The organism is Pleurocapsa minor HA4230-MV1 (assembly GCA_019359095.1).
Classification (GTDB): domain Bacteria; phylum Cyanobacteriota; class Cyanobacteriia; order Cyanobacteriales; family Xenococcaceae; genus Waterburya; species Waterburya minor.
On sequence record JAHHHZ010000019.1, the window covers coordinates 89,548 to 114,703 of the forward strand.

Consider the following 25,156-nt stretch of genomic DNA (forward strand, 5'->3'; position numbering starts at 1 on the left):
TACTTAACGTTAATCGATTTAGTAAAATTATGCCTAATATAATCCTCGATCCGCATCTCCACACATCTGTTCCCAGCGACGCATTAATCAAGCTATTAGTATTTGAAATTGGTAAACTCACCTTAGCTTTACCCATACTTCAAGTGCAAAAGGTAGTGAAACAAATTGAGGTTTACGGTAGTGGATTAAGTCATGTTAATCTAACTCATTTTCCCGAACAAGAAATTGCGATCGTCGATCTACATCAAAAGTTATTTGGTGTTAGCCTAACCCAGTCTGAATCCACTGGATACTTTATCATCAGTAAAAATATTGTCGGTGAACCCCTGGGAATTGTTGTGTCCCAAGCACCAACTCTAATCGATCTGTCTCTAGAGCAAATTCGTCTAATACCCGATGCTTATCGTCGTGCCGATACTTTAAAAATTGCTAGTCACGTTACAGTAATTCCTGACAAAAATGCTACCAAAACAATTTTTATTTTGGATCTAACTAGTCTTGTATAGTTAAGAATAGGGCGAGAAAATCGCCGATTACTTATAGTAAAAATTAGCAATGGGTCTAGTTAACCAGCAGCTCCAACACGCTTTAAAAGAATGGGCGATCGCCGTTGATGCTTTGAGTACGGGAAAGACAATTGTTCTCTTGCGCAAAGGTGGCATCCGTGAAGCAGGTTTTCAAGTTCAGCAGCCTTTAGTCTGGCTCTATCCAACTTATGAACACCAAAAACCCCATCTACTCAAACCAGAATATGCTTCTAAAGTAACTCCAGTCAAGTCTGGTTGGCATCCTCAGACTGTAATCATCAAAAGCTGTGCTGAAATTACTCAAGTTGTACCTGTCAGCAGTAAAGAACAGATTGAAGCATTGCAACCATATCATATTTGGCATGAGCAGATGATTAGCGATCGCCTTGGGTGGCAACCTCAACGACCATTAATTGTCTTATTGCTGAGAGTTTATCGTCTGGCGATCCCCAAAACTATTCTTTATGACTCTTCCTATGGCGGTTGCAAATCTTGGATTGATTTAATTGAGCCTATTGCTCAAGATAACCTGAATCCCGTAATTAGTGATGATGAATATGCAATTCAGGCACAAAAAATTGCAGCTTTGGTTGGCGCTAAAGCCGATCATCAATAGTCAAGTTTTGAATCAGTCTGATTTGAGATTAGGAAAACTTTATTGATTTTTGTCTGTAATAATTGTGATTAGGGAATCAACCCAGCATCAATAAATAATATGAAATTCTTTTCTCCCAGGCTAAGTATTTATGTAGGTATATTTGCTCTTGGAAGTGGTTTAGGCTTCTGGGGAAATTATCATGCCCAACGCTCATCACCAGTACAGGAGGCTAGAGTACCAAGCGCAGCCATTCCTCTTCCCTCTAGTACTTTTGCAAGTGGCGATCGCGATGTCAATTTTATTGCGACTGCGGTAGAGAAAGTGAGTCCTGCCGTAGTTAGAATCGATGCTTCTCGCAATATTTCTGCTGGTTTACCTGAAAATTTAAACAATCCTCTCTTGCGACGTTTTTTTGGCAATAAAGAGCGGGAAAATCCGCAAACTGAGCCAGATCGAATTGAACGAGGAACGGGTTCAGGCTTTATTATCGCCTCCGATGGTCGTCTAATTACCAATGCTCACGTAGTCAATGGTGCAGAAAAAGTTCAGGTAACCCTCAAAGATGGTACTAGCTATCAAGGCAGAGTTTTAGGTACAGATTCTATTACTGATGTAGCGGTGATTAAAATCGAGGCAACAGATTTACCCATTGTTAGCTTCGGCAATGCCGATAATTTGACTCCTGGAGAATGGGCGATCGCGATCGGCAACCCTTTAGGCTTAGATAATACCGTTACAGTAGGTATTGTTAGCGCTTTAGACCGTTCTAGTTCTCAAGTGGGAGTTCCTGATAAGCGAGTAAGATTTATTCAAACGGATGCAGCGATTAATCCTGGTAATTCAGGCGGGCCATTGCTTAACTCTAAAGGAGAAGTAATTGGCATGAACACCGCAATTCGCGCTGATGCTCAGGGTTTAGGCTTTGCCATTCCGATTGAAACTGCCCAAAGAATTGCCGATCAGTTATTTGCTAAAGGAGAGGCAGACCATCCCTATTTAGGGGTTCAGATGGTCAATCTTAACCAAGAAACTAAGGCGGAAATTAATTCTAGTCAAGAATTTGGCTTTAAGATTACTGAGTCTGAAGGAGTGTTGGTGGTTAAAGTTATTCCTCGTTCTCCTGCTGCCAAGAGTGGCTTCCAGCCAGGAGATGTCATTAGTCAGGTAGGAAATTTGGGTGTGACAAATTCTCTCCAAGTACAGGAACAGGTAGATTCAAGTGAAATCGGTAGCGAACTGGAAGTAAAAATTATTAGAGATGGTAAAGCTAAGACTCTTAAAGTAAAGCCTGGTGCTTTTCCTCAAGATAACTCTGAATAAGATGCATCAATATAGCCCAGAGCAAAAACTAATTGGAACTGGCGCAACGGTTGTTTATGATTAGCAAAGGAAACCTATCTCATCTATCTGAAACAAGCTAATTGACAAAAACACCGTGGTTCTTTTTCATCAGACAAGATTAACGTGATCGAAGCAGATGTTCATTCTTCCCTGCGAGATTTTTTACGCCAGCATGGGAATCGTAATTTTCCTCATCATCTGACGATGGCGCGACTTATTTCCCGTGCTTTACGCTTAGGTCGTCCTGCTCTCATGCAGACTGGCAGCAGTGTGACTAAATACTGTTTGAGTTATTTAACGCCGATCTTGTTGGGGGACTGGCCAGTAATTGTAGTTGCGCCGATCGCTACTCAAGAATATTTGCTAGAAACGGAAATTCCCAAGCTTAAGCAATGGCTGGGGATCACTAAAAAAGTACGAATTGGCGATCGCTGGCAAGCAGACGATCGACTGTTACTCACCTCACCTCAAAGCTGGTTGAGCGATCGCTTGGAATCTCAGGCTCGGTTTCCCGCGAACATGCCGACCATTATCGATCGCGCCGATAATTTAGAAGAATGGACTCGACAGTTGTTAACCATCAGCATTACCGCTGGAGATTGGAATGCCTTATTACAGTCTGCGCCCCAGGCTCAAGAGTCGATCCGTAATACGAGAATTAAACTGACTAAATCAATTTTTGCTCGTCCTGAAAATCCTTATCGTAACTATGTCTTGCTCGCATCGGAATTAGAGTTAATTAACCGCCTCTGCGAAACCTTAAACCAGCAACAGCTATTAAAGGGTAAATTTGCTCAGTTTTGGCAACAGGTGGCCGATAAGTCCAATATATCTTGGATTGCTCGCGATCGCGATCGGGGTTCTCTGACAATTAATCTTGCTCCAGCCAGAGTAAGTAATCAGCTCAGTTTTATTTGGCAACAGCAGCCTGTAGTAATTATTGGTAGTTTTTTGGATACCGAAGCTGAGGCAACAACTTATCGGCAGCGAGTTGGATTAAATACCGAGATTCTGACCCTTAAGTTTACCCCTAATCGACAAAACAATCATATTCAACTTTATTTGCCCGATCGCTTTCCCATGCCCAATTCGCCCGATTTTCGGCAATCATTTTTGGCGGAAAGTTTACTGCTAGTAGGACTCAGCAGTAGCATCAAACGTTTAATCGTCGTCATTGCTGATGATGTACCCCTGCAAGGACAAGTTGGTTCAGTCTTAGCGGGGGAATTTGGCTCTAGGGTTAGGGTTGAAAACACTAAGGTGTTAAATGACAGTATTTTGATCTGTGGCTGGTCATTTTGGAACCAACATCAAGAATCTTTACCAATTCCCAGGCTGCTGATTATTGCCACTCTACCAATTCCTTCTCTGGAGAATCCGCTAGTAGCTAATTTAGTCAAGTATTACAAAGATCAGCGTCAAGACTGGTTTAGACTATATTTGCTGCCTGCTGCTTTAAAAACTTTAGAACAGACGACTGTTCCCCTAAGAGAATCCCAAAGTATCGTTGCTCTTTTAGATAATCGGGTTAATTTCCGTAGCTACGGCAAAACTATTTTATCTGCCCTCGAACCCTGCGCACGGATTAATTATATTGACCCGACATGGTTTGGTTATCCTGATTCTTGAGGCGATCGCTACTAGTCTGTTAAATATTAATTGATGGATTGAGGTTAGGTAGTAGGTAGTAGGTAGTCCTAAAGGACGACGCGACCCTAAAGGGTTAGCTTCGCGTCAGCTAGTCCTAAAGGATAAGCTCCGCAAATGCCGTGGCACATTGTCCTAAAGGATACACCTTCGGATATACCCTTGTCCTAAAGGATAAGCTTCGCAAATGGTATACCGCTTCGCATATAGGTAGTAGGTTAAAAACTCATTACTCATTACTCATTACTCATTACTCTAAGCTTACTCACCCATCATCAATTAATTGACAAAGCGCTATTAGCCTCTACGAGTTTTCCTGCGGGAAAATAGGATCGGGATTAACGCGCCTAAAATGATGCCGATCGCACTACATAAAGCTAATAGCACGCCAACGGGAATTGTAATTGACTCAAAGGTGAGAAACTTAAGGGAAACATCCTGAATATTTTGGATCGAGAAAATTGCGATCGCCGCTACCAAAATCGCCAGAATTAGTGAACTTAATAAACTGGTAAAAGATTTCATACTTACGATAATAGCTAAAATAATAGCAATTGCTCTATAGCAATCCCAAGTTCGGGAAAAGCCAACGGTGAAATTATGCCTTTGGTATATTCTGTAACTTTGGTATATTTATTGCCTTCAGGAACGGTATGAACGATTAGCTTTTTATTGATTAAATCGATTATCCAATACTCGACGATAGCGTTACGTGCATAGATAGTACTTTTTTCAGTTAGGTCCTTGCTGAGAGTCTTATTTGATATTTCAATCAGCCAGTAAATATCTTGGGGATAGGGATGATGTTGCGCATAGATAGTTTTAGGTAATCTGACTATTGCTATGTCTGGTTCAGGCTCAGAATTATCGAGGGTAATAGGATGAGATTCACGTATTTTAGCCAATCCTTGCAATTTTTCCCTGAGTAACTCTGCCACATCATCGTTAGTGTAACTATGTTCTTCTCGCTCAGGACTTATATCAACTATCTCACCATTTAATAACTCAACAGATTTGCCTGTCAACAGCCCTGATTCAATCATTAAATGATATTCTTCAACCGACCATTTATGAGTAATTATTGTCATGGCTCGAACTACATTTACTTTTTATTACCATATTTGTTTAATATAACCATACGTAAAAACGTTAGGACATTTTTGAAATACTACTTCCTACTTCCTACTTCCTACTTCCTACTTCCTACTTCCTACTTCCTATTTCCTATTTACGAGCCGACTACTACTAATGTCATAATTTAACTTTGTACGGCTATACTACTGTACGCCGACTGCTCTTCCGCCTGGAAGCTCCGAACCGATAATCGTGCGAATTTTAATCGGTGCATCTTGTTCAAGAGGTTCCCAGCCAACTTCATAACCTGCTTCCCATGCCTGTTTTCTAGCGTCGCGAAATGCCTCAAAACTGTCTGGTCTGACAATAAATGCTAAGTAGTCTTTGTTCGGATTAGACTTTGATAAAACCTGTTGATAAGCAGAATTAGCGGCAGTTAATTTAGTAGCTGTCTCACCAATATTGTTGGACAGGGGTTCAAACAGCAATGATACTCCTTGGTCTACTGTTCTTACCCGATAGCTATCTGTATCAACTCTAAAGTTACTTTGACGACCGAGAATACTCAATAAGCAAGACTGATAATTGCTGAGGCTCACTGAGTCCCCACTAGATGGCTTGTTGCAGTTGGGTAGGCTGCCTGATAGCTCAATTTCTTTGTTTCTAATTTGACGTAAATTAAGATAACTTACTTTATTATTCTGGATTTCAAACCACAATGGTTCTTTATCCGTGGTCGAAGCAAGGGGAGTCTGAATTGTAAGGTGGGTTTTAGGAGCGCCTCCATTAGCAGCCAAACTGGCAAATAAACTGACAAAGATCAAGACACCAACGATGTTAGTCAGAACATCTAAAAAAGAGTCTAGGTTTTGACTAGCATTCGGCATTTTGCGTCTAACTCTGTTTCTCATTGGTTATATTTATCTCTAAAATCAATAATACTTTTTAACTTTCGATCTTCAGCTCTAAACCATATTCTAATGGTTCATAGCCAATATCTATTCCCTCTCCCCGTACCAACTGACGAGCTTTATCAAACATTTCTAAGCCGTCGGGACGAAGAATTAAAATTAGATATTGCTTATCCTTATTGGCTTTGAGATTAGCAATGGTCTTTCTTAAAGCGGATTTTTCATCATATAGCTCTGTTCTGGGAGCAAACTTTTTACTAGGGTGTAGAACAAAACCATCCTTACGAGCCTCGATATAGACAGGAGTTTTATTGTGATTAGAATATACATCAGTCTTTTTGCCATTAGACCTTTGACTATTTTCATCTGTTTTAGCGACGATCACCGCTTCTTGAGGTTCTCCAGCTTGAGTAGTTAAAACAACAATCAACAGAACTAGCGTGCCAATAGTACAGGCGAGGACGGAGAGAAAAGGAAACAGTTCGACCTCTGCTTGCTGTTTGCGAGATATGTTACGTCTGGGCATGGTTTAGTCTAACTAGGTAAGAACAAATTCTATGGTGGTTATCTAGAGTTTTGATCGCGATCATGCTCGACTAGGGTAATGCGACGAGGTTTATTCAGCTGTTGCAGCACAGGTTGTATTTGAGTCAGATGATCTCTAATTCCTGATAAGACATTTTCTAGTTGAGACGTTTGTTCGAGGGAAGCAAAACTTCTTTCTACACCAGGTTGAATATTGGAGAAATCGGGTATTTTTCGAGTAGCCGCCTCTAAAGAACCGATTCTAGTTTCTAAAATTTGAGCCGCTTTTTCCAATTGCTGACTAATACCTTGAGTTTGAGCATTGAGATCTTGAGCCGTTGCCATATTTTTGCTTCTGATCTCTTCCACCACCAATTTGATTTGCTGTACTAATTCTTGATTAGTTTTTTGCTGTTGGGCAAAAAAAGTGAGAAACTCTTGGCGATCGCGATTTGCCTGTTCTCTGATATCTCCTACCTGATTAATCACCTGAGAACTAATCCCATATACTTTGCTGACCTCGCTCAAAAACCCCTTAGAAAGCTTGTCTGAAGCCTTTTCTGCATAGCTATGGGCTGGATCGATCAGGTCTTCGGGGTCAGGGAAATGTTCTTTGATTGCTCCTGCTACCGCTCGATCGATCGCTGCGGGGTCTAACTGTTCATTTTTCTTGGTTAGTCTGGGTAGTAGTTTGTCGTTAATAAAGACATCAATGCCTAATAGCAGATTGGACTCATAGTTTTCGACTAAGACCAAAGGAATCATTACTAAGACACTGAGAAACAAAGCTAATAGGGTGGTGTCAAAAGCTACCCCAAGGCTGCTAGTAACTGTCCCAATACCTTTTTTAATTAGCTCGACATCGCCAGAATTTTCGATAAATCCTGAAAAGCCACTAACCGCACCACTAATCCCAATTACTGTACCGATAAATCCTAGTAAGGGAATTGCCCAAACCAAGATGCGAGGAAAGGAATAGGAGGATTCTGAATTATTGGCATAGAAGGCAGAGTCATCTAAAGCAAATTCATTGGCAGCCGTGCGATCGCCACTTTTGATATAAGCTTTAAGCACTCGTCCGCAACGAATGGCAACTAAGTTACCGTCTTTAATTAACCGTTCCTGAAAGTATTCTACTTCGTGGGCATCAGGACGTTCTAGGGGTATATGATCGGCAATCCAGATTTTTCTGAGGGCTTCATGTTCTTTTCTCAGCAGCAAAAACTTCATGACGACAGTAGCAATTACTATAGCAGCTAAGGCCACCGACAGATACTGAATAAAACCCCTCTCAAAGAGCAAGACGCCAACATAGGATTGTCTAATAGCTGGAATAATCCCAACTATTAGATACGTGACCAAAAAAATGGCTAGTGATGCTAGCGATAGGATAGCAAGATTAATGTCTAATTCCTGACGTTGGAGATCGGAAATGCGAGATTTTTTAGGTTTAAGGTTAAGCTTATTCATAAATTAGTGGTTAATTGTGGTTAATTGCTGCTTTGTGCCTATAAGCTCACGGTTTGTCCGCAATAGCTTAGAAGTTGGTTAAATTAACGTCATACCTTGGTTAGTTTAGTCTTTGACGGTGGGTATAAGTTGCTGGGCAATATCAATATATTTTATTTAGCTTTAGATATTAAAATAATTTACCTGAGTTAGATAGCACGTGCTTGGTCTACAACAAAATACTTTAGCTTTATTTCTCATACCAAATTTTGGTAAAAAAGCTGAAGATAATTGCTCATCTTACTCGCCATAAGAGAATTAATGAAAGCTAGATTTAAATAATTAGCCAAAAAAATATTGATTATTTATCAAAATTTTATAGACAGTATTCAACCAATAAAAAATCTACTTAAGGCGATGCCGAAGGCTAGGCGCGTCCTAAAGGATTAGCTCCTAACGTCGCGTCACGCGAAGCTAGTGCTAAAGCACTTGTCTCGCATAGTTGGAGATACCGCTACGCATATCCTTTAGGGGAGCCTAATCGCGGTTGTTAGTACAAAGCTTAAAAGTCTACATCTGCATATATATACGTAGATCCTCACTAGCCACTTTGAAGAATTGGAATGAGATTTAACTCGATCTAATATTTATTACAAAACTTAATATTTACTTAATAAAAGCGAGAATGCTCTTTTGAACCTTTTTTGAGCGATAGATTAGCGGGAAAATTAAATTTGTTTTTTAGGACTACAAAAACACTATTTTGGTCTTGGTAGCTTTGCTAGATAAGGTTATAAAAATTACAAGGCTTTTTTACTTAATCTCATTCAGTTGATGATTGAAAATTTTGGCAATATGATAGCGTTTGATCCTTAGAACAAGGACAATAAGCCGTTATTTTAATAGCTTGGAAAATTTTTAGTAGATAAAGAAAGATTGTAGAGGAAAACATATGTCATCGATCGTAGTAAATATTGATGTTGCCGATTTTAACGGTGAAGGATTAGATATTATTGGCTCAGAAAATGCAGACATTCTGTATGGCACTAATGATGGTGAACTAATCAAGGGTTTGGCTGGAAATGATTATCTTTCAGCTAGTGATGGAGATGATTTTGTTCTTGGTGGTGCTGACAACGATACTATCGGCGGTGGCGATGGTGACGACAGTATCCTGGGAGGAACAGGTGGCGATCTGATTTTTGCCTATACAGGTGATGATGTGGTTTATGCTGGTGATGGCAACGACATTATCCGTGGTGGTGAAGGTTCAGATATTCTATTTGGCGCCGAAGGCAAAGACATCTTTGTCTTTAACCTAGAAAACTTTGCCGATGGTTCAATGGATACGGTTGCTGATTTTGATATTGATGAAGATCAAATTTCTATTCAAGGTCTAACAGGGAACAACGAAGTGGGCTATGATACGGCTACTGGTATAGTTTCCGTCGATGGCGAAGAAATAATTAAATTTGAAGAGCTAGATGCTTCTGTAAATTCTACCGAAGATTTTGAATTACTCTAGAGCAAAATTGCGTTTAAGTTGCTAATTAAATCATCACTCTTTAATTAGCCATAAGCTAAATAGCAATGAAGTTTTGAAACGGCATATAATTGTGCCGTTTTTTAATTTTTAATTTATTTTGCGATCGCTATTTAAACATTTAAACAACTAGCTTTTAGATAATGAGTGGATATTCGTTACTAAAATATTTAGGCTACCAAATATTTTAATTATTTTTAAAGATATTAAGTTAGTGATTACTACTATTAATCTAAACTTCAATACAATTTAAGTATATTTACTATTGTTATCAGGCAAATTGATTGGTATTGTATAGGCTATAAATATTATTTAATTCAAATGCTAAGCAATTTTTTTAGTTTTATAACTTAAAGCATCGAATGACAAAGTATCGTTATACCTAATAATATTATTATCGCCCAAGTAACTATTTACTCCTCAATAAGTAATCTTATTACTCTAAGATTAGCTATTAACATCAAGCCAAAACTGTAGTGATAGATAAAAAACAAATTCACCGTCTTTTATTGAAAGATAGAGTGACGGATGCTCCGAATTCTTTAAATCTCAATTTAGCTCCAAATACGTCAAGTCCACAAGCCAAGTGGTCAACAAAAATGCCCCATAAATCTTTAGAGTCTGATTTGAGTAACTTAGGTTTGATCCATGTTTCTGCCGACGGCAACAGCATTAAACTGGAATCTCAGCCAAGTGAACAGTTTGTCTTATTGCCTCGTGTCCCTCAGACGAAGACAGATTCTTCACCTCCCGCAGAGATATCTGTTGCAGACGTTTATATTGGGCAAGCTTTACTGTATTTTGAGCAACAGCAATGGTCAGAAAGTATTGCAGCTTGCCAGGAAGCATTAAGAGTTCGCCCGAAAATGGCGACGGCGTATAAAATTTGGGGCAACTGTCTCCAGTGTTCGGGAAAAAGCGCTGAAGCAATTGGTATGTATGCAAAAGCTCTGGAAGCTAAAGCCGACATGGCAGAGATTTACTGTAACTTAGGCAGTATTTATGCCAGGCAAAAAAAATGGCAGCAGGCAATTGAACATTATCAGAAATCCAGCACCCTCGATCCTGATTTTGCGCTACCGTACCGCAACTTGGCTAGAGTTTGGAATGAACTGGGGGAATATAACAAGTCAGCAGACTGTTTTTTTAAGGCGATCGCTATTCAACCGAATATGCTGTCACCACAAAATCACTTTAATCTAGCCAATAATTTACTAGCAGAGGGAAATAGGCAGCAGGCGATCGCCTGTTATAAAAGTTGTTTAGATTTAGAGCCAAATTTTCTTAATGCCTATGCCAGGTTGGCTGATGCCTTGGAGCAAGATGGTCAGCAGGAAACTGCTTTGTATTATTATCAAAAGCTAGCTCAGTTACAAACAGAACCTAACCTGCCATCAGCTCAATCAAAATCCTTGCAGCAAATTAGCAGTTTGCTTAATCCTGGTTCGACCAAAGCAGGTGTTGCAAAGCCTCAGTCGCCAATGATGAGACTGCCTGAAAGCAAGGAAAATCAGCACCTACCTCAATTACAGTCAGCCAAAACCACTATCAAGGATAAGATCAAACTATATCTTCAAGCAGCATCTCAACAGCCCAATTCAGCATCGATTCGGTTTGAGTTAGGTCAATTATATTTTGAGCAGCAGCAGTGGTCAAAAGCAATTGTTTGTTACCAGCAAGCAACGAAACTCGCTCCTCAAGAAGCTCAGTACTATGTCCATTTAGGTAAAGCTTGGTCAAAAATCAATAATCATGAACAAGCCAATTTAGCCTACTATCAAGGTTTCAGCCTCAAACCCCAGGAAGCCTCAGCCAAGAATCACTATCTACTAGGAGATAAGCTGCTCCAGCAAAACAAAGTTGAACAAGCGATCGCCTGTTATCGCCGAGCTATAAGTAGCAAGCCCGACTGGATTGAAGCTTATTGGCGGCTGGGAGAAGTTTTAATTGCAATCGGCAACTATCAAGCAGCGGAGAATTATTGTCGACAGGCGCTAAAAATAAATCCGCATCAGAGTCGTAGTTATTTCTTATTAGGCAAAGTTTTTTATCAGCAGCAACAATGGCAATCTGCTTTAGCATGTTATCAAAAAGCAGTCGAGCTAGAGCCAAATAATGCAGACATCCAGCACAATTTAGGTGAAGTTTTTGCCCGTGAAGAACAATGGGACAAAGCTGTACAGGCTTATCGTCAAGCGATCGCTATTCAGCCCAAATATTCTTGGTCGCACAATAATTTAGGGGATGTGTTGCTCAAGCTAGAACAATGGCAGTCAGCTGCTAACTATTACCGTCAAGCAATTAAGCTTAAACCTGATTTTATATGGTCACATTACAACTTAGGAGAAGCTCTAGCTAAATTAGAACAGTGGGACGAAGCAGCCAAAGCATATCAAACCGCTCAAAAAATCGACCCCAATTTACCTGAGCCACGTCGGAAAATTGGCGAAATGTTATACTTGCGTAGTATAAAATCACGACAAGAAGCTCTTGCCTATTCGCTAGAGCAAATTGCTCAAGATCCAGATAATGTTGAACTTTATCATCAAGCAATCTCTTTAGATAAACAAAACCACCAACTATATCTGGGTTTGGGGAAGGCTTTATTAAAACAAAATAAATTAGATGAGGCGATCGTTATATATCAGGTTGGGTTAGGATTACAACCCCGTAATATTGAGTTGGCAATGGGTTTGAGTGAAATACTGGTGAAAAAAAATCCTGAACTAGATTTTCAGGATCTAGTTGTCAGGATTGCTAGAGGAGAAAAAACTGCCACCCTCTTATCTAAAGTAACTGTAACCAAGTCACAGAAGCTAGGAAAACATCAGTATTTGCTAGAGTTACCTAGTCACGATTCTCCCCAGGTTTCAATTATTATTGCTGTCTATAATCAGATTGACTACACATTTAAGTGTTTGTGTTCAATTGCCGAACATATTAGCTCAGAGCTAGCCATCGAAGTGATTGTGATTAACGACTGCTCTACCGATCAGACAGTCACAATCTTAGAACAGGTTAAAGGCTTAAAGCGCATCGACAACCCAGAAAACTTAGGTTTTATTCATAGTTGCAATCGAGGTATTGCGACAGCCAAAGGGGACTATATTTATTTCCTCAATAACGATACTGAATTAAGACCTCAAGCCCTAGAACAACTACTATTAATCTGTGAGCAAGATCCCCAAGTGGGAGCAGTTGGCTCAAAACTTATTTATCCCGATGGCAGCTTACAAGAAGCGGGAGGCATAATTTGGCAAGATGGTTCAGGCTGGAACTATGGCAGAAAAGCGAATGCTAATGCTCCCCAATATAATTATCTGCGGACTGTAGATTACTGTTCTGCTGCTAGTTTGCTGGTCAGAAAATCGGTGTTGACTGCTCTTAATGGCTTAGAAATCAATCTTGCCCCTGCCTATTATGAAGATACTAATCTTTGCTTTGCTATTCGTCATCAACTGGGATTAAAGGTGATGTATCAACCCAAATCCATAGTTGTCCATTATGAAGGGATAAGTTGCGGTACTGAATTAACAAAGAGCATCAAACGCTATCAGTCAGTAAATATGACTAAATTTAAGCAAAAATGGGCAGCAGAACTCGAAACATATCCTGTAAATGGAAGTTTGTCTGGAGTAGAAGCTGCAAGTAGAAGACATTTAGGCAACAAAACTATTTTAGTCATAGATATTTATGCTCCCTGCTACGATAAAGAATCAGGCGCACGTCGTCTTTGGCAGTTAATACAGGTATTTAAACAGCTTGATTTTCATGTGATCTTTTTGCCAGATAACGGGGCAAAAGAACAACCCTATGTCGAAATGCTTCAAGATTTAGCCGTTGAAGTAGTCTACACTGAGCCAGGATATGATAGAACTATTGAACAACAATTAGTGGAATTACTCCCTTTAGTTGATATCGCTTGGGTATGTCGTCCTCAGTTATATGAAAAATATGCCCCGTTAATTCGTCAGCATGACCAGATTAAGCTAATCTACGATACTGTAGACCTCCATTATCTTAGAATACAAAGATCTGTAGAGCTAGGCGACCAAAGCATTGAAAAGATGCGTTCTTGGATAAGGATGCAGTCGCGGGAATTAAGAGCTGCTCATGATGCCGATTTAACCATTACAGTAACTACGGTAGAACAAGAAATCTTACAACAGCAACAAATAGCCAATTTAGCAGTAGTTCCTAACCTACATCTTCCCTATGCAGAAGAAAAGCCCTCTTTCGCACAACGTCAGGGATTACTGTTTATTGGCAGTTATAACCATCCACCAAATATTGATGCAGTGTCTTGGTTGTGTGAGCAAATTATGCCTCTAGTTTGGTCACAACTACCAGAATTAACTCTTACTCTTTTGGGTAGCAATGTCACAGAGGAGGTTGCGGTTTTGTGCAAGGATAAACGTGTTTCTGTACCTGGTTATCTGGCTGACGTGACTCCCTATTTTCTGAATCATCGCTTATTTGTTGCCCCTTTAAGATACGGTGCAGGTATGAAAGGCAAAATTGGTCAGAGTTTAGAGTATGGCTTACCCATAGTTGCGACAACAATGGGGATTGAAGGCATGAATTTGACTCACGAGCAAAATGTCTTAGAAGCCAACGAAGCCCAGGAATTCGCGCAACAAATAATTAGATTGTATCAAGATGAAGGATTATGGAATAAATTAGCAGCTAATAGCGTAAGTGCGACCGCACCTTTTACTCCTGAAGAAATAAAAGAAAAATTACAGCAAATATTCAATAATCTTTATTTGTAATAATAAAAAAATATGTCTATTTTAAATAGATAAGTATTTTTGCGTAGATAAAACCAGGTTTTAAGTGAATTTAAGACAAGTAAAAAAAACAATAGCTATTGACATGCGCTTATTTTAAGATATAGTTATATATAATTTTAGAAACATTTTATAATATTTGTTTTGTTAATTAAATGATATCGATTTATTGTAAATATTTCACTCAAAACTATTGAACTCAAGTTATTTATTTAACCTAAATATATGGTATCTCTTAAGCCTCAAAAGAATGGGAAACAATTAAATAATTTTTCTTCCACTGAATGGTTAACTACTCAGGCAGTTACTAAACAGAAAGAAGGCAAATTAGAAGAAGCGATCGCTTTTTATTTAGAGATAATTGAATTAAATCCTAATCAACCAGCTTTTATTTATAATAGTGCAATTACTTTAATGCTTCAAACTCAACGCTTGGAGCAAGCACTAGAGCTAGGAAATCAAGCTTTACAAATTTATCCTCAATCCGAGCAAATTCAGCAGGTATTAAAAACATATCAAAATTCTTTAAATCAAAAAGTTCATAATTATCTTCAGATAGATAATAATTCTATATCTCAATTAGAAATAGAAAGACAAAAAAAAATAAGCCGACTGCATTTTGAAGGGCCTCAAAAATATAAAGCAAATGATTTAATTGGAGCTTTAAACTGTTATAAAGAGACTATTTCTTTAGATAAAAATTCACCTAAATGGGTTTATGGTAGTGCAATTGTCATTGCAACTAAATTAGGTCATATAGAAGAAGCTTTAGAAGTGGGAGAAAAGGCTTTAAGTTTATATCCAGATAGCGATGAAATACATCGTTCGATGGGAATTTTTTTTGAAGTTAAAGAAGAACTAGCTAGTAGTGTTAAACATTATCAAAAATCTCTGGAATTAAATCCCAAGCAACCAGACTGGGTTACTGTCAAACTTGCAGATCATCTTGAATCACTAAGCTTAGAAAAACATCGATTGAGAAATTTCCAAAAAACTGTAAAATTATCAAATAGTTCCACTCAAGTCAAACAACCTCTATCTCCACCATTAAGTCAGTCAGATGGCTCGGTTGATTTTTCTGTGATTAAAAGTGTTTCTACAGAAAAAAATCTGAAAGGAGCAGTAGTTTCTTGGGATATGAGTCATAATCCTGTTGGTAGAGCCTATCTACTAGCGGACATGGCAAAAATACACTTCAATGTTGAACTTATTGGCCCAATTTTTCCTTTTTATGGTAGCGAAATTTGGTCTCCTATTCAAAATCAGGATCTGGAAATGAATATCTTTCCTGCTTCGAGTTTTAAAGATTTTGTCCAGGGAGCAATTAAGCTGGCTAAAAGCAAAAAATATGATTTTGTCTATGTTAGTAAACCTCGTTTTCCTAGTTTATTTATTGGGATGCTAATTAAACACTATAGTCAGTGTCCTTTAATTTTAGATGTTGACGATCACGAACTATCGTTTTTCAAAAATAAACCCTTAGCCTCGTTTGACGACTTAATACAGTCTTCAAGAAATAATGATTGGTATAAACCTTACGGCGAGATTTGGACAAGATTTGCCGAAAGTTTGATTCCTACTGCTGATGCTCTTACTGTTTCCAACATTGCTTTACAGCAACGTTTTGGGGGAGTAATTGTCAGACATGCTCGCAATGAAAATATTTTTGATCCGCAATTATACAACCGTATTAATATTCGTCAACACTTTGGTTATCAAGATCGCGATCGTGTAATCTTATTTTTAGGAACACCTAGACCTCATAAAGGTGTATTTCGTATTGCTCAAGCATTAGAGAATCTTAACGATCCCCGTTTAGTTCTTTGTATTATCGGCACAATCACAGATAAACAAGTTGCTAATCAGTTTGCTAAATACAAAAATGCCAGAATCGATTTTCATGACAATCAACCCTGGGAAAAACTTCCAGAGTTAGTTTCGATGGCAGACTTGATTTGTATTTTGCAAGATCCTAATTCATTTATTGCAGATTATCAAATTCCAGCTAAATTAACCGATGCTATGGCAATGGGAGTGCCGACAATTGTTACTAAGGTACCACCTTTACAGGATTTGATAGTGAGTAAATCGGTAATTGCTGTTGATGATGAAAATTTAGAACAAGTGATTGAAAACTTTTTTCAAGATCCTAATAATAAGTTTTCCAAACACAGTCGTGAAAGATATAGTTTTATGACTGAATTTACTTATGGAGTCAACGCCGAACGGATTAAACAAACCCTGGCTATAGCTAAAAATAAACTTAAACCTTTTCCAGAAGTATATATAAAAGTATTCCAACTAATTGCTCAGGAAACTGGGATCGAAATTCTTAATCAGAAATCGTTAAATTCAATCAAAAGTTTTTCAACAAATAAAACCTCTGTTGCAATTAATAAAAACGAACCTTTTAATGTTTTGTTTTTCTGGAAGCAGAATGATTCAGACATTTATGGTCGTCGTCAAGATATGATTGCCAAGTATTTAGCCAAAAGCGATCGCATTAATAAAATTATTCATTTTGATGCACCTATATCTGCTGAAAAGCTGCAAGAAACAGTTCAGTATGGTCCTAAAGCTAAATTTAGTCAAAACAATTTAGTCTTTACTAATACTCTAGATAGATTTTTAGGATTAAAAGATACTAACAAAATACTTAAACGAACTTTTGTTTATTGTGATAAAAGTTCTAGCAAAAATTTTTTAGGTAAAACTTTACCTAAAAAATCAGATTATCCTGATTTTGTTAAAAAAGTTATTCAAGAAGCAGGAGTAGGACACAACACAGTAGCTTGGGTTTGTCCTGTTAACTTTGAATTTCCTGAATTGCATCAGGAATTAAATTTTGGCTGTGTAATTGCAGATATCATTGATGATCAAAGACAGTGGGATGTTAAGCCTCAATACTTTGAAAGATTATCAGCAAATTATCAGCAAATTTTATCAAAAGCCAACCTAGTTTTTACTAATTGTGAACCAGTACGACAATCATTCCTACCTTTTAATTCCGATATTGAAGTAGTTCCCAATGGTTCAGAAATTTTTTCTCATACTAAAGATTGGTTAAAACCAGAGTTTTTAAATACTTTACAAGGCCCAATTATTGGTTATGTTGGTAATTTATCAGACAGAATTGATATTGAATTACTAGAATACATAGCTACTCAAAATTCTGATTGGAATATAGTTTTAATTGGTTCTGCTCATGGAAGTTCGCAAATTTTTTCACTAGTGAAGTATGCCAATATTTTTCTTTTGGGAGTAAAATCATACGATGAGGCAACTAAATATATTAAAAATTTTGATGTAGCTATTATTCCTCATCTTGATAATAAGCTGACTAAAAATATGAATCCTCTTAAACTATATGTATATTTTGCTATTGGTGTTCCTATAGTAACTACTACTATCTCTAATATTGAAGAATTTGCAGGCAATATTTATGTTGCCTCAGACAAAGAAGATTTTAATCAAGGGATTAAAAAAATATTAAAAGGACAAGAAATCAAACCTAATACTGATAAAAGAAAACAAATTTTGGCAGATATTGATTGGGAAAATAGAGTTGATAAAATTTTAAATCGTATAGATAAATACTTTACTAAAAAAAGTATTTCTGAAGATGGTAATCGATTCTCAATTACTAATTTTTTACAATCTAGTGACAATATTATTAACTTAGAAAATACTGTCAAAACAACAGCAGACAAACTTACTTCTAAAACTAATATGTCATTATTAAATGTTAAAAAATCTCCAGAATCAAAAGAATTAACTGAATTTAGTTATGATGATTTTTGTAATTTATGTGGTGAAGAACAAACTTTTTACAAAAATAATAATTCTCTAAGGGAAGGATATCAATGCTGTAATTGTAAGTCTTCCTTGCGTTATCGTGGTCAAACAGACGCAATTATTAAAATTTTCGCTAAACCAAATATTACTTTACTTAAAGATTTGGCTCAAGATCGAAACTTCCAACAGCTATCCATCTATGAACCTGGGGTTATTGGTCCTTTCCGTAAATACTTTAAAAATTTTATCAATTATACAAATTCCTATTTTTGGTCTGATGTAACACCAGGTGATTACAGAGACGGACTTCAATGCCAGAATTTAGAAAGTTTAACTTATCAAAGCGATCTCTTTGATTTAGTTATTACTTCAGATATCATGGAACACGTAAGACATCCTTGGCAAGCTTTTCAAGAAATTTGGCGTGTCCTCAAACCAGGCGGCTATCATGTCTGTAGTATACCTGTCCAGTTACCAATGAGACAAGAAACTTTTTATCGGGTAGATACTGCTGGTGAGGAAGATATTCATTTAGTAGAAGCAAGATATCATTCTGCTCCCCTACCTCAAGGTGGCAGACAAGAATCTTTGGTATATGTAGATTTTGGCGAGGATCTAATTGAAGAGTTAGAAAAGAGGAATTATCAAGTTAGCATCCTTAGCCCTGATTATCAAACAAATTGCGATATTCATCGACTGATAACGTTTGTGTTCCAAAAGCCCAAATAATTGCTAAAGGCAGAATTAATTACACTTTGTGAAAAAGAATATAGAAGTCACAAAAAAGTTTGCTTTAAAAACTAGCTACCATCATATTACATATTTGTTTATTGATATGTCATAAGTGTTTGTTACGCGAAAAAAGCTGTGAATTTACATAGAAAATAATTTCACATTACTTAGTTAGAAAATACTTAATCAAAATAAAAAAGTTAATGATCATGAGTATGATTCAATGTCCTATTTGCCAATCTAATGATTTCATCGATTTCAATAATAGAAAAAAAGTTCGTTGTGTAAATTGCCTTTCTGTAGAGAGAACTAGACTTCTTTGGATGGTTTTAGAACGTCTTGAAGTTTTTAAGCCTGAAATGAGAATATTACACTTTGCTCCAGAATTCCCTCTAATCAGAAAATTTCGCTCTTTGTCAAAAGATTTATATCATCCTTGCGATTTAGATCCAAAACGTTACAACAGTAAATACTGTAAAATTTTTAAGATAGATATATGTGAAGATCTAAAAAAGATGCCTTCTGATTTATTTGATATAATAATTCATAATCATGTATTAGAACATATTTGCTGCTCTGTTGAAGATACTTTAATAGAATTAGAGAGAGTGACAAAAAAAGGAGGGCATCATTTTTTTACTGTTCCTTTCCGAGGCAATATTACTAGAGAAAATATATCATCTGATCTATCTGATGAACAAAGAAAGAAGCTTTTTGAACAAGAAGATCACGTCAGGCTTTTTGGGAAAGAAGATTTTCCTGACATGGTAAGAAAAATCTGGAAAAATTCTGAAGTAACCGTATCAATAAAAGATTTGTTTTCAGAAGAAGAAATAAAAGCTGCTTCTATTCCTTTAGAATCACTCAACTCAATCGACGCAAATACGATTTTTCATCATATTAAAAGTTAACTGTTCTTAATTGACACAAGTTAAGTGTCATTAATGATGATTTTACTTTCAACTTTATGTAATGTTTCTTATTTACTCAAGCAGCACTTTCTCGGAGTGTATAACTAGGTAAAACATAGACTTCAGTCGCGCTCTCGTAGGACGGGCAAAATTTAACAAGTAAAAACTTTTTACACATCATTTGTTTGCCCACCAACATAGATAATTCTGAGAAGAGGGATCATAAGTATAATTATTAGTATGATAAAAAAGGTGATTGGGTTAAAAGAATTGCGATCGCTCTGTTTAATATTCACAGGGAATATAGATAAAAAAATCTAATAATCTAATTTTTTTGAGGCGATCGCACTACTTTTTTATGTTTCAAGAATTAAATTAACTTTTCCAACTCTTTACTGACAAGCAAAATTAATTCATCTTAATTTTTTATATAAGTCAAATTAACTAAGTTTGTGGTTATTAAAATTGCTTCTTAATACTGAACCAAACAAGGCAAATTCTTGTATTTTACAACGTTCACAAAATTTAGTGATTTTGTCTGTAAGAAGCTCAATATTTTCAATAGCAATTTTACTTGGAGTTACAATCCGTCAAATTATTGTCTCAGATGGGCTTAATTTACTTTGTCCCTTCTTTAAGAAAGATCGCCTTTCTAGTTTGAGCGTGAACACTTGCCAAGACATTTTTTCTTTGTTATTGTGAATCAACTTTATATGTTTAAATATTCAATTTGCCTACTGCTACATTATTTAATTTAAGAATTAATACTCTGAAATTATTATTGCCGTCGGTAAAACATTATCAATTATTACTATACTTTTCTGACTACATAGCAGACCAATTAAATGAATTTAATCAAAGTTAAACAAGTAGTAGAAAATTTGCCATATATGAGTTTGAAAAAAGCTCAGGTGATGCAAGAGTTTATTCACCAACATAATATCTCTAGCATTTTAGAATTAGGATTTTTTCATGGAGTATCTACTTGCTATATGGCTGCTGCTCTTGAGGAAGCAGGAGGAGGTTCAATTGTATCTATAGATCTAGAAAGCGCACAAAAACGTCAACCTAATATAGAGGAGTTGTTAGAAAAATGTGGCTATTTAAATACAGTTGAATTTTACTATGAACCTGTCTCCTATAATTGGCGCATGATGAAGCTGATTGAAGAACAAGAAAAAACCTTCGATCTTTGTTATGTTGATGGTGGTCATGATTGGTACAATACAGGGCTAGCGTTCTTTTTAGTTGATAAGCTATTGCAACCTGGAGGCTGGATGATTTTTGATGACCTCGATTGGACAATGGAACATCTTGATGCGAAATGGGCTTTGCGTAAACCTGAAGAAGAGAGAACTACGCCACAAGTCCGCAAAGTTTGGGAATTATTAGTTAAACCCCATCCACACTATAGTAATTTTTATGAACAAAACGGTTGGGGCTATGCGCAAAAAATAGATAGTTGAAAATAGGTTAACTAAAAACTTTGATCGATTTATTAGATCTTAAGAATGCAAGCTGAGAGGCATCTAAAAATAAATAAAGAAAACCTAAAACTTTTGCAGCTATGGTTTTGGGATGTAAGTAGCATCGCAACTCTTCAAGTGAAATCAACCAAAACCTTTACCTCGTTTAGACTCCAACCAAACAAATAACTCGCCATCTTGACCTCCAGCAGCTAACTGTTGACCATCGCTATCCCAAGCCAGACAGGAAAAGCCGTGTTTAGCACCATCTAATATTTGCCCTACTTGTTTGGCTTTTGTCCACAAAACCAACCAGCCATCATCAGCAGCAGAAGCGAGTAATAAACTGTTAGGGTGAAACTGTAAGGCTTGAATTTTACTATCGTGTACAGTTAAAATATTGGCATCCCACCCATCTTCATCCTCCGCTGCTTTTTTCCAGACAGCAATGCCTTCTACACTCGATGCTGCCAGTAAAGGAGTGTTATTTGACAATGGTTGCGACCAAGTTAAATTGGAAATCTTACCAGGAAAACCCTGCATTACCCAAGGATGAGAACTACCATATTCTAAAACAGTGATGGTATTGTCTAAATTACCCGAAGCAATATATTTACTATCGCTAGACCAAGCAGTAACAATGCTAGCCGACGGCATCTCAATTAAAAAGGGATCATCATTCCAATTATTAGTATCCCAAATCTTGACTCCACCATCACCTGCGATCGCAATATTTGCGACCTTCGGTTGCCAAGCTAAATCTAGTACACAAGAGCTAGCGAAAGGCAATGTAGTAATCACTGTTTGGCTATCAGCGTCCCAAATTTGAACATAACGCCCTAAACTAAAAGCTAATTGATTACAAGTAGGATGCCAACTCAGTTTATCTACCCATTTTGGCGCATTATCTAAACTAGCAATTAATTTCACTTCCTGTTCTTGTTTCCCCCTCTTTTTAAGGGGGGTAGTGGGGATCATCTCCCAAACTCTGACTTGACCATTTTGTCCCCCAGCAGCTAGAAACTTACCATCAGCGGAAAAAGCCAGACAGTCTATCGATGCTAATCCCGCAGGTAATAGATTTATGAGACTGCCATCTTGCCATAAAACTACTTCTCCCGCAGCCGAACTAGCCGCTAAAATACCATCAGGCGACCAAGCTACTGCTGTAACATATTCCGAGAGATTACCCCGCCACTTGGGCTGAGGCTGAAATAATACTTTCCCTCTTACACCTACATCAAACATTGTTTAAAGTCCTCTCGCAGTTGGGCTTCATCCAAATTGCGTCCGATAAATACTAATTCATTCTTACGGGTTTCACCTTCTTTCCAAGGGCGATCTGCTTTACCATCAAGCAGCATATGTACTCCCTGAAAAACAAACCTTTCGTCTTCCCCAGCAATATTTAAAATGCCTTTCATGCGAAAGATATCTACCCCTTTGATTTGTAGTAGTTGACTCAACCAGTTACTTAGTTTTGGCCCATCTAATTCTCCAGATTCGACAATGGCAAAAGATTTTACCGTCTCATCGTGTTCGTGGGCAGATTCGGTTAAAAATTCAGGGTCAATTTCCAAAGCGCGGTCTAGATCGAATGCTTGCACTCCTAACAAGGCATCCATCGCTAACTCAGAGTTTTGAGTCCGATAGATTTTCGCCATCCCATTCATGCCTTTGATTTTGGTTTCCAACTCTGCCAATTCTTCAGGGCTAACCAGATCGGTTTTATTGAGAAGAATCACATCAGCAAAAGCAATTTGTTCCTGGGCTTCATCTGCTTCCCAATGTTGTTGGATATGTTTGGCATCAACTACAGTGACGACTGCATCTAAAGCAATCTTATCTCGCAGATCTTCATCGACAAAAAAGGTTTGAATGACAGGGGCAGGATCGGCTAAACCAGTGGTTTCAATTACCAAATGATCGAATTTATGACGACGCTTCATTAAGTTACCGATAATCCGAATCAAATCCCCACGGACTGTACAACAGATACAGCCGTTATTCATCTCAAAGATTTCTTCATCAGCATCAATCACCAGTTGGTTATCAATACCCACTTCGCCAAATTCGTTAACTATTACCGCTACTTTCTTTCCGTGTTCGTGAGTCAGTATGCGGTTGAGAAGGGTGGTTTTTCCTGCACCCAAATAGCCAGTCAGCACAGTAACGGGGACGGTATTAGTGGTTGTCGCTACCATAATTTAATTCCTCAGCTCTTTTAGATAATGATAATCGATCTCATAAGAAGAAAAACGGTTTTTAGGATGAAAATTTACTGGCTGGAAATGAACAAATCAGGATTGTTTTAGATCTGAGGGACATTATGCGATCGCTAAATAAAATGCTGAATCGCTTCTGTTACCGCTTGAGAATTCTCTTCATAAATGCCTAGAGTTCCAGATAATCTAACTGTTTGCACTGGTTCTAATGCTGCCATTGCCTCCATTTCGGCTTTTGATTTGGGTGGTGCGTTTTCTGCCAGTATTATAAATACAGGAATAGATACGGATGATAAATAGCTTAAAAATTCTTCCCTAGTCGCCACAGGATCGATCGCACCAGTAACAAAAGCAGCAGGGGCATATCTTGCGCCTTGTTTTGAGGTGATTTGGTGTTTTTGAGCGATAAATTCAGGGGTTAGTTTGGTTTCATCGACATATACGTGGCGTTTATACATCAAGCGGAGAAAAGAAGGCGTGGTGTTGAGATAGTATAACCCTTGTCCAATAATAGGCGATCGCACTAGGTTTTTACCCCCATTTCTTACTCCATCAGGTAAACCCATCACCCGTAAAGGGCCTTGCCAAGTGGGAGCGATCAAGATTAATTTGGAGACTAGAGATTGATTATCTTGTACCAGTTTTAGAGCGTATCCTGAAGCATGACCAGCAGCAATGAGGATAATTGGAGTATTAAAAATAGATTTAACCAAATCCTGTAATAACTGTTGAAATAAAATCGGATTGTAATCTACAGGAGGACATTCCGAATCGCCAAAACCCAACCAATCTAAAACAGTAACCTGATATTGTGCAGCAAGGATATTAGCAATACTTTTCATTTCTGTGCGACTAGAAACCGTACTAAATGCAGGCAGTATTAATACAGGGTTGCCTTGTCCGATAGTTTCGTAGACGATTTGATATTGTTTGTCTTGCCAATTCCAATTGTAAAAGTTCTTTGTCCCGCCGATATCGAAGTTAAGTTTAGTTGGATTAGTTGCTGTAGTCATAGTGATAGTTAATATTGAAGAGCAATCAATTTATAAGTAAAATCCTAGTAAGATATTTAACTAACCTTGTAGTTAACTTAACGCATTGATACATACTGGATATAAAACAAAACTTTTAGCCAGTCTCCAAAACTTTCTCCATCAAAAAGCACCAGCCTTCATCTTCAACGATCTTAAATTCAATTCGCCGATATAGAGACTGGACTGGGTTGTCTTTGAAAACTCTTAGTTGAATTTTATCCTTTGCTCTTCTTATAGTAGTATCCTCAATAAATTTCATCAACGCAGTGCCAATCCCACGCCCTCGATATTGTTGAATCAACTGTAATGTCTCAAGATATAAGCAATTAGGCTAATTTCGCAATGACATAAAACCGATGGGGTCATTTTCATGAAACAACATAAGATATCGTTCTGGAAACTTCGGTTCTTCGCGATGACGATTTTCGTTCCAACCAATTGTTTTGTTTAAGTAATCGTAGAAATTTTCTTTAGTTAATTCTTGAATGAATTGTCCATCACGCTCTTTATCGCACAACTCTATGGAGATTAACCAGTTCATCTCATTTGTTGAGATTTTTAGAGTCTCGTTTTTATTCATTGACTATA

Annotated in this window: 19 protein-coding genes; 9 read left to right on the forward strand and 10 right to left on the reverse strand. The window is 37.5% G+C overall.

Translation table 11 applies throughout. From position 1 onward, the window contains the following. Window positions 1-29 precede the first annotated feature (29 nt). From KME09_09560 to KME09_09575, 4 genes are all read left to right on the forward strand, one after another. Entirely contained in the window at window positions 30-506 is a 477-nt protein-coding gene (locus KME09_09560) for a chemotaxis protein CheW (protein MBW4534169.1), read from the forward strand. Window positions 507-555: 49 nt separating this feature from the next. Beyond that, window positions 556-1,143, forward strand: a complete 588-nt coding sequence (locus KME09_09565) for a DUF1802 family protein (GenBank protein MBW4534170.1) — start codon at window positions 556-558, stop codon at window positions 1,141-1,143. Window positions 1,144-1,242: 99 nt separating this feature from the next. Then, window positions 1,243-2,445: a trypsin-like peptidase domain-containing protein gene (locus tag KME09_09570; GenBank protein ID MBW4534171.1), complete on the forward strand. Its 1,203-nt coding sequence runs from the start codon at window positions 1,243-1,245 to the stop codon at window positions 2,443-2,445. 144 nt (window positions 2,446-2,589) lie between these two features. Beyond that, window positions 2,590-4,095: an ATP-dependent DNA helicase gene (locus KME09_09575; GenBank protein ID MBW4534172.1), complete on the forward strand. Its 1,506-nt coding sequence runs from the start codon at window positions 2,590-2,592 to the stop codon at window positions 4,093-4,095. A gap of 315 nt (window positions 4,096-4,410) precedes the next feature. Here the strand turns inward: KME09_09575 and KME09_09580 are convergent, their stop codons facing one another. The 5 genes from KME09_09580 to KME09_09600 all read right to left on the reverse strand — a co-directional run bounded on the left by KME09_09580 (window position 4,411) and on the right by KME09_09600 (window position 8,093). Beyond that, complete coding sequence (locus tag KME09_09580) at window positions 4,411-4,638, reverse strand: LapA family protein (protein ID MBW4534173.1); 228 nt, start codon at window positions 4,636-4,638, stop codon at window positions 4,411-4,413. Between the two features lie 14 nt (window positions 4,639-4,652). Then, entirely contained in the window at window positions 4,653-5,201 is a 549-nt protein-coding gene (locus tag KME09_09585; GenBank protein MBW4534174.1) for a Uma2 family endonuclease, read from the reverse strand. 189 nt (window positions 5,202-5,390) lie between these two features. Next, window positions 5,391-6,098: a hypothetical protein gene (locus tag KME09_09590; protein ID MBW4534175.1), complete on the reverse strand. Its 708-nt coding sequence runs from the start codon at window positions 6,096-6,098 to the stop codon at window positions 5,391-5,393. Window positions 6,099-6,132: 34 nt separating this feature from the next. Further along, window positions 6,133-6,624 (reverse strand): hypothetical protein, encoded by a 492-nt coding sequence (locus tag KME09_09595; protein ID MBW4534176.1) that lies wholly within the window; start codon window positions 6,622-6,624, stop codon window positions 6,133-6,135. 38 nt (window positions 6,625-6,662) lie between these two features. Further along, window positions 6,663-8,093 (reverse strand): MotA/TolQ/ExbB proton channel family protein, encoded by a 1,431-nt coding sequence (locus KME09_09600; protein MBW4534177.1) that lies wholly within the window; start codon window positions 8,091-8,093, stop codon window positions 6,663-6,665. 931 nt (window positions 8,094-9,024) lie between these two features. On the opposite strand from KME09_09600, the gene KME09_09605 reads away from it, so the two are divergent. The 5 genes from KME09_09605 to KME09_09625 all read left to right on the forward strand — a co-directional run bounded on the left by KME09_09605 (window position 9,025) and on the right by KME09_09625 (window position 21,309). Further along, window positions 9,025-9,597 (forward strand): hypothetical protein, encoded by a 573-nt coding sequence (locus tag KME09_09605; GenBank protein ID MBW4534178.1) that lies wholly within the window; start codon window positions 9,025-9,027, stop codon window positions 9,595-9,597. A 617-nt stretch (window positions 9,598-10,214) separates the two neighbouring features. Further along, window positions 10,215-14,387 carry a tetratricopeptide repeat protein gene (locus KME09_09610; GenBank protein MBW4534179.1) on the forward strand — a complete coding sequence of 1,391 codons (4,173 nt, stop codon included), beginning with the start codon at window positions 10,215-10,217 and terminating at the stop codon, window positions 14,385-14,387. Between the two features lie 243 nt (window positions 14,388-14,630). After that, window positions 14,631-18,929, forward strand: coding sequence for a glycosyltransferase (locus KME09_09615; protein MBW4534180.1), 4,299 nt, complete (start codon window positions 14,631-14,633; stop codon window positions 18,927-18,929). A gap of 212 nt (window positions 18,930-19,141) precedes the next feature. Continuing rightward, window positions 19,142-19,843 (forward strand): class I SAM-dependent methyltransferase, encoded by a 702-nt coding sequence (locus KME09_09620; GenBank protein ID MBW4534181.1) that lies wholly within the window; start codon window positions 19,142-19,144, stop codon window positions 19,841-19,843. An 845-nt stretch (window positions 19,844-20,688) separates the two neighbouring features. Then, entirely contained in the window at window positions 20,689-21,309 is a 621-nt protein-coding gene (locus KME09_09625) for a class I SAM-dependent methyltransferase (protein MBW4534182.1), read from the forward strand. Between the two features lie 144 nt (window positions 21,310-21,453). Here KME09_09625 and KME09_09630 read toward each other — a convergent pair whose 3' ends face one another. From KME09_09630 to KME09_09650, 5 genes are all read right to left on the reverse strand, one after another. After that, entirely contained in the window at window positions 21,454-22,557 is a 1,104-nt protein-coding gene (locus KME09_09630) for a hypothetical protein (GenBank protein MBW4534183.1), read from the reverse strand. Next, window positions 22,545-23,513, reverse strand: a complete 969-nt coding sequence (locus KME09_09635; protein MBW4534184.1) for a GTP-binding protein — start codon at window positions 23,511-23,513, stop codon at window positions 22,545-22,547. Before KME09_09635 ends, KME09_09630 begins: the two co-directional genes overlap by 13 nt. Window positions 23,514-23,647: 134 nt before the next feature. Next, the gene (locus KME09_09640; GenBank protein ID MBW4534185.1) at window positions 23,648-24,547 is read right to left on the reverse strand and encodes an alpha/beta hydrolase; all 900 of its coding nucleotides are present in this window, start codon (window positions 24,545-24,547) and stop codon (window positions 23,648-23,650) included. Window positions 24,548-24,662: 115 nt separating this feature from the next. Beyond that, complete coding sequence (locus tag KME09_09645; GenBank protein ID MBW4534186.1) at window positions 24,663-24,869, reverse strand: GNAT family N-acetyltransferase; 207 nt, start codon at window positions 24,867-24,869, stop codon at window positions 24,663-24,665. A gap of 30 nt (window positions 24,870-24,899) precedes the next feature. Then, a complete protein-coding gene (locus tag KME09_09650) occupies window positions 24,900-25,148 on the reverse strand; it encodes a hypothetical protein (GenBank protein MBW4534187.1) in 249 nt (82 codons plus the stop codon). Window positions 25,149-25,156: the final 8 nt, after the last annotated feature.